The sequence below is a fragment of the Dyadobacter sp. CY347 genome, from assembly GCF_021502655.1.
GTDB lineage: Bacteria > Bacteroidota > Bacteroidia > Cytophagales > Spirosomataceae > Dyadobacter.
In genome coordinates this window covers 112234-126995 of the sequence record NZ_JAKFFT010000007.1, presented here as the reverse complement: position 1 = coordinate 126995, position 14762 = coordinate 112234, and the positions used below count along the sequence as shown (strand labels likewise).

The 14762-nt window shown below is 43.3% G+C and carries 16 protein-coding genes; 5 read left to right on the top strand and 11 right to left on the bottom strand.

Going from position 1 to position 14762, the window contains the following annotated elements:
* Positions 1-7: 7 nt before the first annotated feature.
* From L0659_RS16290 to L0659_RS16270, 5 genes are all read right to left on the bottom strand, one after another.
* Positions 8-964, bottom strand: coding sequence for a substrate-binding domain-containing protein (locus L0659_RS16290; protein ID WP_235127681.1), 957 nt, complete (start codon positions 962-964; stop codon positions 8-10).
* A gap of 221 nt (positions 965-1185) precedes the next feature.
* Positions 1186-2010, bottom strand: a complete 825-nt coding sequence (locus L0659_RS16285; protein WP_235127680.1) for an energy transducer TonB — start codon at positions 2008-2010, stop codon at positions 1186-1188.
* 29 nt (positions 2011-2039) lie between these two features.
* Positions 2040-2621 (bottom strand): biopolymer transporter ExbD, encoded by a 582-nt coding sequence (locus L0659_RS16280; RefSeq protein ID WP_235127679.1) that lies wholly within the window; start codon positions 2619-2621, stop codon positions 2040-2042.
* Positions 2622-2657: 36 nt separating this feature from the next.
* Positions 2658-3272 carry a biopolymer transporter ExbD gene (locus L0659_RS16275; RefSeq protein WP_082217344.1) on the bottom strand — a complete coding sequence of 205 codons (615 nt, stop codon included), beginning with the start codon at positions 3270-3272 and terminating at the stop codon, positions 2658-2660.
* 61 nt (positions 3273-3333) lie between these two features.
* Positions 3334-4173 carry a MotA/TolQ/ExbB proton channel family protein gene (locus L0659_RS16270; RefSeq protein ID WP_234611055.1) on the bottom strand — a complete coding sequence of 280 codons (840 nt, stop codon included), beginning with the start codon at positions 4171-4173 and terminating at the stop codon, positions 3334-3336.
* Between the two features lie 618 nt (positions 4174-4791).
* Here L0659_RS16270 and gatC point away from each other — a divergent pair.
* On the top strand, positions 4792-5079 hold the full coding sequence (gatC, locus tag L0659_RS16265) for an Asp-tRNA(Asn)/Glu-tRNA(Gln) amidotransferase subunit GatC (RefSeq protein ID WP_235127678.1): 288 nt from the start codon (positions 4792-4794) through the stop codon (positions 5077-5079).
* 25 nt (positions 5080-5104) lie between these two features.
* On the opposite strand, the gene L0659_RS16260 is transcribed toward gatC, so the two are convergent.
* From L0659_RS16260 to ruvX, 3 genes are all read right to left on the bottom strand, one after another.
* On the bottom strand, positions 5105-5902 hold the full coding sequence (locus L0659_RS16260) for an amidohydrolase (RefSeq protein WP_235127677.1): 798 nt from the start codon (positions 5900-5902) through the stop codon (positions 5105-5107).
* 102 nt (positions 5903-6004) lie between these two features.
* A complete protein-coding gene (def, locus tag L0659_RS16255) occupies positions 6005-6589 on the bottom strand; it encodes a peptide deformylase (RefSeq protein ID WP_235127676.1) in 585 nt (194 codons plus the stop codon).
* Between the two features lie 51 nt (positions 6590-6640).
* Complete coding sequence (gene ruvX, locus L0659_RS16250; RefSeq protein ID WP_235127675.1) at positions 6641-7054, bottom strand: Holliday junction resolvase RuvX; 414 nt, start codon at positions 7052-7054, stop codon at positions 6641-6643.
* A 119-nt stretch (positions 7055-7173) separates the two neighbouring features.
* On the opposite strand from ruvX, the gene recJ reads away from it, so the two are divergent.
* Entirely contained in the window at positions 7174-8886 is a 1713-nt protein-coding gene (gene recJ, locus L0659_RS16245; protein WP_235127674.1) for a single-stranded-DNA-specific exonuclease RecJ, read from the top strand.
* Positions 8887-8925: 39 nt separating this feature from the next.
* On the top strand, positions 8926-9657 hold the full coding sequence (gene lptB / locus L0659_RS16240; RefSeq protein WP_235127673.1) for an LPS export ABC transporter ATP-binding protein: 732 nt from the start codon (positions 8926-8928) through the stop codon (positions 9655-9657).
* Between the two features lie 366 nt (positions 9658-10023).
* Here lptB and L0659_RS16235 read toward each other — a convergent pair whose 3' ends face one another.
* Positions 10024-10725, bottom strand: a complete 702-nt coding sequence (locus tag L0659_RS16235; RefSeq protein ID WP_235127672.1) for a hypothetical protein — start codon at positions 10723-10725, stop codon at positions 10024-10026.
* A gap of 68 nt (positions 10726-10793) precedes the next feature.
* Positions 10794-11489, bottom strand: coding sequence for a DNA repair protein RecO (gene recO / locus L0659_RS16230; protein ID WP_235127671.1), 696 nt, complete (start codon positions 11487-11489; stop codon positions 10794-10796).
* Between the two features lie 227 nt (positions 11490-11716).
* Here recO and L0659_RS16225 point away from each other — a divergent pair, with 227 nt between their 5' ends.
* Positions 11717-13609 (top strand): amidophosphoribosyltransferase, encoded by a 1893-nt coding sequence (locus L0659_RS16225; protein ID WP_235127670.1) that lies wholly within the window; start codon positions 11717-11719, stop codon positions 13607-13609.
* A 131-nt stretch (positions 13610-13740) separates the two neighbouring features.
* Positions 13741-14259 (top strand): DUF6265 family protein, encoded by a 519-nt coding sequence (locus L0659_RS16220; RefSeq protein ID WP_235127669.1) that lies wholly within the window; start codon positions 13741-13743, stop codon positions 14257-14259.
* 50 nt (positions 14260-14309) lie between these two features.
* Here L0659_RS16220 and L0659_RS16215 read toward each other — a convergent pair whose 3' ends face one another.
* A complete protein-coding gene (locus tag L0659_RS16215; RefSeq protein WP_235127668.1) occupies positions 14310-14756 on the bottom strand; it encodes a DMT family transporter in 447 nt (148 codons plus the stop codon).
* Positions 14757-14762: the final 6 nt, after the last annotated feature.

Genomic DNA, 14762 nt, shown 5'->3' with positions numbered 1-14762 from the left:
ACACTAATTAAAAATTCTTTCCAGTGGTTATTTCAAGTTCCCTTGGATAGGGTACAGTTGGCAATAAACCCATTTTCTGAATAATTAATCCTCCTACATCCCGTGCGATATAGGTCATTAGTCCACCTCCCAATCCCGAATATCCTTCACGGCTGATGATATACAAATCACGGTGGAGGGGATATCTTTTAAATTCAAGTCCGCCCTGAAAAGGCTGAATGTAATTTGACAACGAATCTGGATTAGCCTTTTGAGCAACACCCAATACATTGATTCCTTTTGACAATTCCCTTGTTGCTAATGAATGCCCTTCGCTGATCCAACTTACGCCTATAAAACCCAAATGAAGCGGGTTAGACCTGATATCTTTGATTACATTCTCGTTAGAACCAGCTGATGTAATACGCAAACGTTGAATGTCCTTGATCCCGAATTTATTAAGAATGAAATTCAAGTTGCTTGCATTGGCATTGTCAAACACCAATGTTATAGGCCCTTTTTGATTTCCATCCTTCAACTGAGACCAATCCGTAATTTTCCCTTCCAGTATTGCCTTGATTTCTGGCATTGTTATTAAGCTGTCCGTATTGGATTTGCTTACAACCAACGCCAGCCCATCAGTTGCAATGTGCTGAAACTTATGGGATCCTTTCTGCTTCTTAATAAGCTCTGTCTCCTTCTCGCTTAACTGCCTTGTCGAGAAAATGATCCGGGCACTGTCGTTAAGCAATTGACGAATCGCCTCTTGCTCTGGCTTATACTCTAGCTTAAAATGCGTATTCGGGTAAATTCCCTCATATGCATTGGTTAGCGCATTAACAATTGGCTTGAATGATTCGTCTGAGGCAACAGTAATTGTTCCCTGCCGTGGGTTATCAAGATTACCATTAGAACCACCGCAACCTAGCAAGCTCAGCAACGCTACTGATGTGCCGAGCATTATTCCGGCTGACCAAAATTTCATAGTTCTTTTTGATTTCTTCTTCTCCAAACCCTGTATCCTCTGTAAGCTCCGTACAAAATAAGTGTGCCAGCAAAAGCATTCCTTGCCAGACTACCAACTGGTAACAACCTAAAAGACAAGGAGGAGAGGACTAAAAAGACCCCTCCTCCTATGTATGTCAGAGCCATTAACACAGAGGTTAGATCACCGATCTTCTCATGCAATGGTTTTTCCCTCATGAGTTACTCCAGCTGGAAATTGATTGGCAAGTTGTACTTAACACGAACTGCACGTCCTGATTGCTTTCCTGGCTTCCACTTCGGCATTGCTTTCACAACACGGATAGCTTCTTCATCGCAACCAAAACCAAGTCCTTTTAATACAGCCACATCTTGGATACTACCATCCGTATTTACAACGAATGACATAAACACCCTTCCTGAAACGTTGGCACGTGAAGCTGCACTTGGGTATTTGATATTTTTACCTAAATACTTGTACATTTCAGCCGTACCACCTGGAAACTCAGGCTGCTGCTCAACAACGGTAAAAACCTTTTCCGGTTCTGGTGCTGCTTCTACAACTGTTCCTTTGCTTGGTGCCGCAACTGCTTCCGGAGCCACAATGATTTCGTTGGCATTAGGATCTCCTTCAATTGTTTTATCCGCAACAACAGCTTCTTTAATTTCTTCTACTGTTGGTGGTGGCACCTCTTCAGGCACTTCTTCATCCTTTTTTACCTCAGGAGGCAAGAACTTCACCGTGTTCACCTTTGGTTGTTCAACCGGGGGTGGTGGTGGCGGTGGTGGTTCTGCCGGATCTATTGGCGGCGGTGGTATTTTCATTAAATCCACTTCAACCATTGCCACTTCTTCTTCCTCGCCTGCCGACAGTCTATTAATAATTGACGGTGTAAACATTGCAAGAACAAAGAGAGCCGCTCCGATCAAGGTAGCCTTCGTCACATCGGCACGATAGCCCCGACGAAGTGAAAATGCTCCGTACGCCTTATTACGATCAGCAAACACTATATCATCCAGTGTAGCATTCGGGCCTATTTCTGCCATGGCGCTTTGAATTTGATTTGATTAAATTATTATTTTTCCTCGATCTTGTCACCTAAGAGCTTTTTCTCCGAATCCGTCAGAGTCTCTACAAGTGCATATCTTTTTGATTTAGTAATGGCCATTTCGTCCAGTACGTCAACCATATTTTTATAGGTTGAAACAGGCGTTGGCTTAATTACCACAACAAAAGGATCGTTTCCTTTTTCATCTTTAGGATTCGCAGCATTAATGCGTTTTGCAGAGGCAAAAATCACGCTTCTCAAATCGAACCCGTAGCGGGTTGTTTTCAAAGATGCTTCTGCTTTATCGTCATCCGCAGCTACTCCGTCAAGATAATATACATCGTCGTTGGATCCCATAAACAGGGTCAACACTTTCGACGCTTTTAACGGTTCGGTTTTTTCCTGGTCTTTCTCATCAGTCTTGTCAGGCACAGCCAACGTCATGGATGTCGGTTTCGACATTGTCGTTGCTAGCATGAAAAACGTGATAAGCAAGAATCCCAAGTCCACCATTGGCGTCATGTCCACACGGGTGGACATCTTTTTGCCCCGAACCTTACCGTCGCCTTTGCCATGCCCACCACCACCGGATTCTTCAATTGCTGCCATTTTCTCTTCTTATTAAAATGATCCCTTTTGTTAAAACTAATCGTTCGTGTAGCCGGCAGGCGCTTGTTCGCTACCTGTGATCAGGTTGAACTTGTTGATGTTCTGCGACTGAAGGTTAGACAACACATCTTTGAAAACCGGGAACTTCGAAAGGTTGTCACCCTTCAAAGCAATTCTCAATTGGTTGTTAGCCTTACGAGCTGCATAAACCCAGTCCGCCAGTTCACTTGCTCCTGTTGAGTCAACCGGAATTCCTGGTTGCTTCACATTAGGCATTTGTTCTTTCGACATGTTCAACCACGGTTTCAACTGAGCCAATGGAAATCCGAAGCTTGATTGCAATGCAAATTTTGCTTTTTCAGTCTCAGTGAACGTGATCCCTTTTGATTGACCAATGTTTTCAAGCATTGCTGCTCTTACCGGTTTTGCATCCACTCCAAAGAACACCTTGCCCGCTTTGTCAATACTAATGACCATAATGTCATCATCAGGAACTTTAATCTGCGAAATGGAAGAGGGGGTTGTAATCTCCGCTTCATTCGACTTAAAAGTTGCCGTCATGATAAAGAACGTCAGTAGTAAGAACGCTACGTCAGTCATCGCTGTCATATCCGTATGCGGCGCGTGCTTCTTAGGTCTTACCTTTCCCATAGCAAATATATAAGTTTTTTGTATATTAACGAAACTTTCATATTAATAGTTCAAAAAACTATTAATAATGTGTAGCAAAGTTTGATTGAAGGCTCAAGCCGATTTCATCAATGCTATAAGTAAGGTCGTCAACACGGCTGTTTAGGTAAGCGTATGAGATCGTTGCGATCGCAGAAGTACCGATACCAAGTGCCGTATTAATAAGGGCCTCAGAGATACCTGTCGCAAGTGCAGCGGAGTCAGGAGAACCTGATGTACCAAGTGCCGCGAACGCTTTAATCATACCGATTACCGTTCCAAGAAGTGCCAAAAGTGTAGATGCACCCGCAAGTGTTGCGATAATCGTAAGGTTTTTCTGAAGCATTGGAAGTTCAAGCGTAGTAGCTTCTTCGATTTCTTTCTGAAGCGCTGCAAGCTTCTGCTCTTTGTCAAGGGCAGTCTCAGTAGTCAATTGCTTATATTTCAAAAGACCTGCTTTGATAACGTTACCAACAGATCCTTTTTGTCTGTCACACTCTTTAATTGCTTCTTCAATTTGGTTTTTGTCAAGAAGGCCTCTCAGCTTAACAACGAATGAATCGATGCTTCCTGAACCTTGAGCTTTGTTCAAAGTGATCAAACGCTCGATTGTAAATGTTAACACGATCAGGAAACAAGTCATCAAAATTGGTACGATAGGACCTCCTTTGTAAACGATTCCGTAGTAATCACCATCGATTGGGCCTTTTGCGTGATCGCCATCTTTAAAGTGTTCGGGAGCTCCCAGAACAAAAATGTAAACTGCCAATGCAATTGCAAATAGTAGAGGGATTACCAATGCCGGGTTCAAACCGCCTTTGCCTTTTGTTGCTGCCGCAGCAGGCTTTGGAGCTGGTGCCGGACTTGTAGCTTTCTTTTCCATCAGACTTACTTTTAAAGGTTAAATTGAGATTTTGGTTGTGAATTAAATAAAACTTTTGGTTAAAACTGGATTTGGTAAAATAAAATTTTGATCGCGTTTTAGATATTAGCCTTCTACAAAAGTATGAGTTTTCCTTTTAAAAAAAAGCAAGCATTTCGTCAGTTTTTTTCGCGAAATTTTTGACATAGCACGTACAAATTGCATAATTTAAAGAAACCCGTACGCTCAATTTTCTAAGTTATTCTCGATTTTGTGCTGATTAAGAACTATATGCAATCAAAATTCAAACTTATACATAATTGTACTCTTTACAACGTTCACTGCGAACATGTTTTTCAAAGGCCCGCATTGTCGTTCAAAATATTTCAACATTCTCGTAGAAAAGCAAATATTATTTTTCTCCTACTATTAGTTAAACAACAATTTTAAATTTCGGATGAGCTATAATTTACGCTTGTTAGCAAATTTTACTAAAACAACAGAAGCAAGACGCCGGTTTCATCATCATTGCTCACGGTTCCTGAATAATTTACCCGCCCGGAAAACAGAATCGCAAAAATCAGGTAATTTTGACATCCGTTTCAATCCCCAGCGGTAACTTAACAAATTGATCACATCATGAAAATTGACAAGGAGTCTCTTAAAAAAATAGCCCACCTGGCCCGTTTGGAGATAAAACCTGAGGAGGAAGAAGGCATTTTAAAGAGTATGGACTCGGTATTGACGTGGATGGAGCAATTGAATGAGGTGGATACCGAAGGCGTGGAACCTCTGACTCATATCCTTAGCGAAGTCAACAACTGGCGTGAAGATATTGGCGTCAATACAATGAGCCGGGAAGACGCACTTGCAAATGCGCCTGCTAAAAACGCTTCCTATATAATGGTCCCGAAGGTGATTGAGTAACTTATAGGACACTTTGTCCGTGTGCTCACCAATTTATCTGAAACTCGTCCGCATCATCCAATGCTGGAAAAGCAACCCGATAGGCAAAAAGATCGGCTTTGTTGAAACTTACAATCTTCTCCGTTTCTGCATTGGCCAGCATACTCAGCGGCTCTCCAAGATAATCGAGCGCAACCGAATCTCCCTGGTAAGTTAGCCCGTTCGCATCCGAGCCGACGCGGTTCACGCCTACCACATAGCTTTGGTTTTCAATAGCGCGGGCTTTTAATAATGTATTCCAGGCATGTGCACGTTTGGCCGGCCAATTCGCTACATATATAAGGATGTCGTAAGGATCGGTAGCCACATTACGGCTCCAGACGGGAAACCGGAGATCGTAGCAAACCAATGGGCAAATTTTCCAGCCCTTGTGATTAATAATCAGCCTGGATTGCCCGGATGTATAGGTAAGATGCTCATTTCCAAAACTGAAAAGATGCTTCTTATCATTAAAAACATGAGAACCATCCGGATCAACGCACATTAAGCGGTTGTAATATTTGCCTTCCTCCTTGACAGCGAAACTTCCTATGATTAGCGCCTTTGTTTGAGCAGCCATTTGCTTCATCCAACGCGTGGTGGTGAAGTTCATGGGCTCGGCTGCTGCGGTGTTCATTGTAAAACCGGAGTTGAACATTTCCGGAAGCACAATGATATCCGCAGGCCCCGACAGCGTCGCTATTTTTTCTTCAAGCGTTGCCAGGTTAGCAGTCGTGTTTTCCCAAAACAGGTCGGTTTGAATCAAAGCGACCGACAATGTTTTTGTAGACTGTTCTGCTATCATGGTGGATGCTTTAATGAGTGAATGAGTGAATGAGTAAGTGAGTGAGCAATGACTTCATTGCTATTGTTTTATTCAGTCATTCACTCATTCACTCATTAAAAATTATCTCCTTCCCGGAAAACGCATGCGGTAATCTGAGTCTACATTGCCTTTTGTAATGTCGGCGAGTTTCCTTTTGATCAACTGCTTTTTCAATGTTGGCAGATAATCTACGAAAAGCTTTCCTAACAAATGGTCATATTCGTGCTGAATGATCCTGGCGGCCATTCCTGTGTATTCTTCTGTGTATTCATTCCAATCCATGTCGCGATAACGGATTTTCACGCGCTCCGGACGATAAACATCACCGCGGATGCCGGGAATGCTCAGACAGCCTTCTTCAAAAGCCCACTCCTTTCCATCCTCTTCCAGGATTTCAGGGTTAATGAATGTTTTTTTGAAATCAACCAATGAAAGATCCGGCTCGTCGTCATCGTCATCATCCTTCTCACTGAACGGCGTTGCGTCCACCACAAAAACACGGATATTCATGCCGATCTGCGGCGCAGCCAATCCTACCCCATTTGCACCATGCATGGTCTCAAACATATCTTCTGAAAGTTTTTTCAGATCAAGCTGGTCTTTTTCAATGAATTGGGTTGGTTTCCTAAGGATTGGATCTCCGTATGCTACGATGGGATAAATCATTGTAATGCGACTTTATTCGTTTTAATATAATGTAACCTAATATTATGATGCTCAGCGTTTGCTCTCCATATAAGACTGGAGAATGATCGTAGCGCTAATTTTATCAATGTTGCCTTTCTCACGCCGGTCGCTTTTTTTAGAGCCTGATGCGATCATGGATTGCAAAGCCATGGACGAAGTGAATCTTTCATCGTGTGTGTGGACTGGGATTTCGGGAAACGTTTTTTTCAAGACTTTAATAAATGAGGTTACCCGGGCTGCATTTTCACTTTCCGTATTGTCGAGCCTTTTGGGCATCCCTACTATAAATGCTTCGATCGGCTCGGTGGCTGCGTATTTTTTCAAAAACTCCAACAGGTCATGCGTCCTGACCGTATCGAGGGCAGTGGCGATGATCTGTAAAGGATCTGTGACAGCTATACCAGTGCGTTTGGCACCATAATCAATCGCCAGAAGACGCGGCATTTATCTTAAAGAATGTTAATTGCTTGCAAAGATAAGACCTTTCAATTAGCTTTTCCTGATAGTGCGGGCTCAATATAGATTTTGATACGCGCATCACAGAATCCGATTATCTTTGTTTCATGATTGAAAAGCGCTGGATACACAACCCTGAATTTACTTCTGAACAAACACACATTGTCCTGGAACTGGCTGAATCGTTAAAAGTAAGCCCGTCGCTGGCTACGCTTTTGGTGCAGCGCGGTGTCCTTGATTTTGAACAATCCCGAACCTTTTTTCGCCCTGACCTTTCGCATTTACATGATCCGTTTTTAATGCAGGACATGTACGCAGCAGTAAGCAGGCTGAATGATGCCATCAGAAATGGTGAGAAAATATTGGTTTACGGAGATTACGATGTGGACGGCACCACTTCCGTGGCATTGTTCTACGGTTTTTTGAAGAAAATCTACCCAAATCTCGATTACTACATTCCCGACCGCTACGAAGAAGGCTACGGCGTTTCCTGGCAAAGCATTGACTGGGCGCACGAAAACGGCTTTTCACTGATTGTAACATTGGATTGCGGGGTTAAATCGGTGGATAAAGTCACGGCCGCCAAAGAAAGAGGAATTGACTTCATCATCTGTGATCACCACCGGCCGGGTTCTGAGCTGCCGCCGGCTGTTGCAGTTTTAGACCCTAAAAGAGACGATTGCCCATATCCTTATAAAGAACTAACCGGCTGCGGTGTTGGATTTAAATTGCTGCAAGCCTTTTGTATAGATAATGAAATAGATCCTGCGGGCTTGTTCGACCACCTGGATCTGCTGGTGATCAGCATTGCCTCGGACATTGTGCCTATTACAGGCGAAAACCGGATTTTGGCATATTATGGTTTGCAAAGATTGAATGCTGCGCCAAGATGTGGCGTCAAGGCATTGATCCAGATCGCAGGATTGAATGGTGTGCTGGACATTACTAATGTTGTGTTCGGATTGGGCCCGAGAATTAACGCGGCCGGGCGGATCAAGCATGCAAAGGAAGCAGTAAGGCTTTTACTATGCGAAGAGCATGAAGAAGCAGCTGACTTTGCACAGGAGATTAACAAGCACAACAGCGAGCGAAGAACTTTCGATACGAGCATTACGGAACAGGCGCTTTTCATGATTGAAAACGACGACTGGTTTACGACTGCAAAAAGTACCGTATTATATAAGGAAGACTGGCACAAAGGCGTGATCGGAATTGTGGCGAGCCGATGCATTGAAAAATACCATCGCCCTACCATTATATTAACGCAATCGCACGGAAAAGCTGCTGGTTCTGCACGGTCGGTTCCAGGATTTGATGTGTATGAGGCCATTGAGGAATGTGCAGATCTTCTGGAACAATACGGCGGGCACACTTTCGCAGCCGGACTTACATTGCCCCTGCAAAATGTGGAAGCATTCAAAACGCGTTTCAATGACATTGTAAGCAGCCGCATCCTGCCCGACCAGCTGATTCCGATGATCAATATTGATATGCTGCTGGAACTGGAAGTGATCACGCCGAAGTTTTATAACATTCTCCGCCAAATGGGCCCATTTGGTCCCGGTAACATGACCCCGATCTTTGAATCGCGTAATGTTTCGCTTGCGGGAAGGCCCACGATCATGAAGGAGAAGCATCTTAAATTTGATGTGAAGCAGAATAATTCGGGAATATTTACAGCCATCGGGTTTGGTATGGCTCACTTTTATCCTGATCTGGTCAACGGAACGCCGTTCTCGATTGCCTACTGCCTCGAAGAAAATAACTTTCGTGATAAAAAAACGTTACAACTGTCTTTGAAAGACATTAAACTGCTGTGAGCGGATTTTCCGCTCGGCGATTGAAATAGATCTATAACAATGATATTAAGAACCGAAAACCTTGTAAAAAAATACGGGGTTCGTCTTGTTAACAATAATGTAAGCTATCAGGTTGAACAGGGCGAAATTGTAGGTTTGCTGGGGCCGAATGGTGCCGGCAAAACGACCTCCTTTTACATGGCCGTAGGATTGGTAAAACCCAATAGCGGAAAAGTTTTTCTGGACGATAAGGACATTACAAGCCTTCCTATGTACAAGCGTGCGCGCCTGGGCCTGGGTTATCTGGCGCAGGAAGCATCGGTTTTCCGGTCATTAACTGTTGAGGAGAATATTCGTGCGGTGCTGGAAATGACTGATTTGTCCCGTGCTGATCAGAAGCAGAAAGTGGAAGAGCTGCTCGAAGAATTTCACCTCACCCACGTCCGCAAAAGTAAGGGAATGGTGCTTTCCGGAGGAGAACGTCGCCGGACCGAGATTGCGAGATCCCTGGCGGTGGATCCAAAATTTATCTTGCTTGACGAACCTTTCGCTGGTGTTGACCCGATTGCGGTGGAAGACATTCAGAGCATTGTGGCCAAATTGAAACACAAAAACATTGGCATCCTCATCACCGATCACAATGTAAATGAGACACTTTCGATTACAGACCGTGCTTATTTATTATTTGAAGGAAAAATCTTAAAACAGGGAAGTGCCGAAGAATTGGCTGAGGACGAAGTGGTTAGGCGCGTTTACCTGGGCCAGAACTTCGAGTTAAAACGCAAAGTTTAGAAGCAATAAACAGAGAAAAGGGAACGCTTCGCGGCATTCCCTCTCTTACAATTATTCACCATGAACTGTTTGGGCTCTTTTCAGATCCCGCAGTTATTATTTTTTAGGGCACTTTTTACAGTGTTTACCTTTCTTTTTATATTTTTCACAGCACTTTTTGAACACACATTCGGTATTCTCGCTGAATGATTTCATCCAGGTTACTTCTCCAACTGCACAGTCCGCAGGATCATTCAATGTAAAAGCGCTCATCGTTTACTATTAATCTGCAACAAATGTAATCGCTATTTAGAATGATTCAAACAAATGCAAAAAATTATTTTGAATAAATCTAAATTGAATTCAGAAGTAACTCCTTAACAGCGCCTACTGAATCTTTTCCCAGATCTCATGAATCTGTTTTCCATCGCTGCTTTTGCCACTATGATCCCAACGGCCATTTTCAAGCTTATGGTCAAATGTCAGCGACGAGCCTACGCGATTGTTGTCCTTTGAGAAAAACTGGATTTTTTCAGTGTATTTTCCATTTTTCACCGTGTAAGTGCCGCCGCCCGTCGCGTAGAAACCTTTCACAGCCGGATCAATAGCAAACCATTGAAAACGGGTTGCCGACAATAATTTCAATGTTTTGCGTGTGCCTTCCTGATGAATTTTCACCAATGCGCCCTGATCGCCTGCCTTCTCTGTAATGTGCCATGCGCCAGCCATCGGTGCAGATGCTGCATCATCCACGCGCATCCAAACCATGGCCTCTTCATATTTTAAAGTGAGGATATCGTCTTTTACAGTTACCGTAAAAACAATCGGAATGCCTATTTTCAACGAATCCGCAGAATTAAATTCAGGCGTGTATGTCATCTGGTCGCCGTTCATTGTGAACGGGCCGCCTTCTGTTCTTTCAAAATATTTATTACCAATACTATAGGAAGCAATCGCGAGGTAATTATCAGCGACAATGAGCGTGGATGCGCTCCCGGTAGGTTCCTGGGATTTCCACGCACCTTTCGGGACTTGGGCAAATCCGATGAGGGAAGCAAGAACAAATGTGGCTGTCAGTAAATGTCTCATGGGTTGTGTAGATTTTTGATATGCAATATACGTTATCAAAATTATGCCACTCATCCCGGCGGCGTCCCCTATTTCAAAACCTCTCGCAAAACTTCCAGGGATTTGATTTCCCCCAATGCTTCCATGTGTATTTTGAAAAAGAAGATGAGCTTTTCCAAAATCAAGATCCGCCGTTTCCGGTCCAGTGGCACATTTGCGCCATACGGATCGCGCACAAAACGTAATGTTGCATCTCGCTCAATAGCATCCGGCATGTGCGGAAAATGGTTGTTTTTCAGCTCACTTTCCAGATCTTCCACAGTCTCTATCCCAAATCCCAGAAACGACGCAAGCTGGATCAGGAACTGAATGTGAAAATTTTCAAATGTATTTTCAGCTTCGTCAAGGAACATGACGGATTCCTCTATAAAGTGGAAAAGCATGGGGTTACTTTCCTCTTCTTTTAAAGTTTTTCCCAACATTTCCGTGACAAAAAGCGCAAGACTCGATTTGATCACATCATAAGGCAGCGTCTGGAAAGGCATGTAACATTTCATCTCCGAAATCCGATGCATGGTATCCTCCTTATTCTTATGATAAACCACCATATCCAGCAACGTAAGCGGCTGAAACAAGGCAATCCGGTTGTTGCGCGATTTACTGCTCCTGACCCCGTTTACTATATATGTCTGAATCCCAAAGCTTTCCGTGTAAATCTTCGCAATGATGGAAGATTCGCGGTAACGGATATAACTCAGGGCGACACCTCGCGTTTTATGTAACATATAAATTAGCTGGCCTTTTGGTCAAAAATAGTTATCTTTCCATTAAAGAATTGCACACAAAAACCGGCTTGTAAAATTCGGAGAAATTTGAAGTTTTTTAAGCCAAAGGATTTGTACCTTTGCGACGCATAACGAACTATTTTAGAATATAAATTCGTTAAGTTATTATTCAGGGAATACAATTTGCATACAGCAAATAATAATATTTCTAACGCATAACTCTTCATATGAGCGACGCCATTAAGCATGAGTGCGGCATAGCACTTATCCGTCTTAGAAAGCCTTATCAATACTACATCGACAAGTACGAGACACCGCTATACGCAGTCCACAAGCTTTCGGTCATGATGGAAAAGCAGGTAAACCGGGGACAAGATGGAGCCGGAGTTGCCAACATTAAGATAGATGTCCCACCCGGGAAACGATACATCAGCAGATACAGATCCGTAGAGCCTCAACCACTTACGGATATTTTTTCCAAAATCCACAAGAAATTCCGCAAGGGTTTAAAGAACCACAGAGACCGTGCCAATGATGGCAAATGGTTGCAGGAAAACCTTGCTTTTACAGGCGAAGTTTGGCTGGGTCACTTGCGTTATGGAACGCACGGTTCCAATGAAGTTGAGAACTGCCACCCTATGCTGCGCCAGAGCAACTGGAGAAGCCGCAACCTGGTCATGGCGGGGAATTTCAACATGACCAATGTAGACGAACTCTTTGGAAAACTTGTCTCACTCGGGCAGCATCCAAAAGAAAAAGTGGATACTGTGACGGTGATGGAGAAAATAGGACATTTCCTGGATGAAGAGAACCAGAGAGTGTTCGAACGCTTTAAAGGAATCTACGAAAATCCGACACTTTCCGACGTTATAGAGGAGAATATTGACCTGCCACGCCTGCTTTACAGATCGTGCCGGGACTTTGACGGAGGCTATGCCATGTGCGGATTAACTGGCTATGGCGCATCCTTCGTGATCCGCGATCCGGCTGGAATTCGTCCTGCATTCTATTATGCAGATGATGAAGTGGTTGTGGTTGCATCTGAAAAACAGGCGATTAAGGCTGCTTTCAATGTTGATTATAATCAAATCCAGGAAATCACACCGGGCTCAGCATTAATTGTTGATAAAAATGGTGAATACAATGAATTTCCGATCTTACCGCAGCTTGAAAAGCGCTCTTGCAGCTTCGAAAGGATCTATTTCTCCCGCGGAACCGATCCGGATATTTACAACGAACGCAAGCAATTAGGCAAGCTTTTAATCCCGCAAATTCTCAAAGAGGTCAATTATGATCTTGAAAATACAATCTTCTCTTACATTCCGAATACAGCGGAAACTGCGTTCTTGGGAATGATTGAAGGTTTGGAAGAATATCTTGCCAAAAAACGCAAGCAAGCGATTATGGAAGGCATTTTATTCGAAGCCGACCTTGAAAAAGTGCTTTCGTTCCGACCGAGAATCGAGAAACTGGTTACCAAAGACGTAAAATCACGGACATTCATTACCGCCGATGCTTTGCGTGACGATATGGTTTCCAGCGTTTATGATACAACTTTCGAGGTTGTGCGTAAAAATGTAGATACAGTTGTTATTATCGACGATTCTATTGTTCGCGGAACCACTCTTGAAAAGAGCATTCTGACCATGCTGGACAGGTTAAGTCCTAAGAAAATCGTTGTGGCATCATCAGCTCCGCAAATCCGTTTCCCGGATTGCTATGGCATTGATATGTCGAAAATGAAGGACTTTGTTGCTTTCCGTGCGGTGCTGAAATTACTTGAAGAACGTGATCTGGAATATTTGCTGGAAGATACTTACATGCACAGTGTCACTTCTATTGCAACTAAAAATCCATATCATACCAACTTCGTGAAAGCATTATATGAGCCTTTTACGGATCAGGAAATTTCGAACAAAATTGCTGAGATCATTCGTCCGAAAGATTTAAATGCCGAGCTTTCCGTTGTGTTCCAGACGGTTGACAATTTGCATAAGGCTTGTCCGCAACATTTGGGAGACTGGTATTTCACAGGAAATTACCCAACATTAGGAGGAAATAAAGTGGTTAATAAAGCGTTCGCCAATTCCCACGAAGGAAAATTGGAAAGAGCCTATTAACATCAAAGTATAAATTTGAAGAGAGCCGTTGCACATTTGCAGCGGCTCTTTTTTTGTATTTCAGCCAAATTTATGGAAATTGGCACGTTCGGCAAACATTGATTTGCCACTTATTTAAACCTAAATCCCTGATGATGCAATTTACTAAACCGACATTGTTGAAAGCGTGCTCCCTGTTTTTTGCCTTTTGCGTGCTTACAAATTTTGCCAAAGCACAAACCACAGCAACCGGAAGCCTTAATGACCTTAGTTTTCTCGAAGGTCATTGGAAAGGAACTTATAATGGTGGACCCATTGAAGCCGGCTGGACAGCGCCCGAAGGAAACAACATTATGGGCTACATCCGGATGATCAAGGATGACAAACCTGCTCTGTATGAAGTGTTTGCGTTTGAACCAGGTGAAAAAGGACCTATCGCAAGAGTGAAACATTTCAAACCAGGACTCATTGCATTGGAAGAAAAAAACGTTTCCGACACTTACAATTTCATTGAAGCCAAGAAAAATCAGGCATTGTTTGAAAAGGACGACGTTTCTGTGCGGATCATTTACGAGAGACGTTCGCAAAACCAGCTCGTTATTCAGCGCGGGAAAATGGAGGATAACAAGTGGGTTTTTATGGACCTTTTTGTTTTTACAAGAGTCCCTTGATTACTTAATAAAAGACATTTGACAAAGCGATTCGGAAACGGGTCGCTTTTTTAGTTTTTCAAAATCAGGTAAACACTGGCGACGAGTAAAATCGCGCCCGCAATGCGTGGCAAAGTAATCTGATGCACCGCAAACCCTTGCAGACCATAATGATCAATGGTAATCGCTGCAATCATCTGGCCGGCCACAACCAGGCAGATCATATTGGCAGGACCTATATTTCTCACAATAAAAACTACGGTAAGCACATAGAACGCTCCCAGAACGCCTCCCATAAACCTCGTCCACGAAATTTGCTTAATATCTGAAATGCTGGGAATCGGGTTTTGATTAAAACAGGCGAAGGCAATCAAAAGAATGACGAAACCAACAAAAAACGATGTTAATGCTGCTAGAATAGGGTTGTTGAACGACTCCCGCAACTGCACATTCACGCCGGACTGAACCGCGTTGCTAATGCCAATCAAGAAAGCTAAAAAGAGGAAAATCCAATGCATGCAACA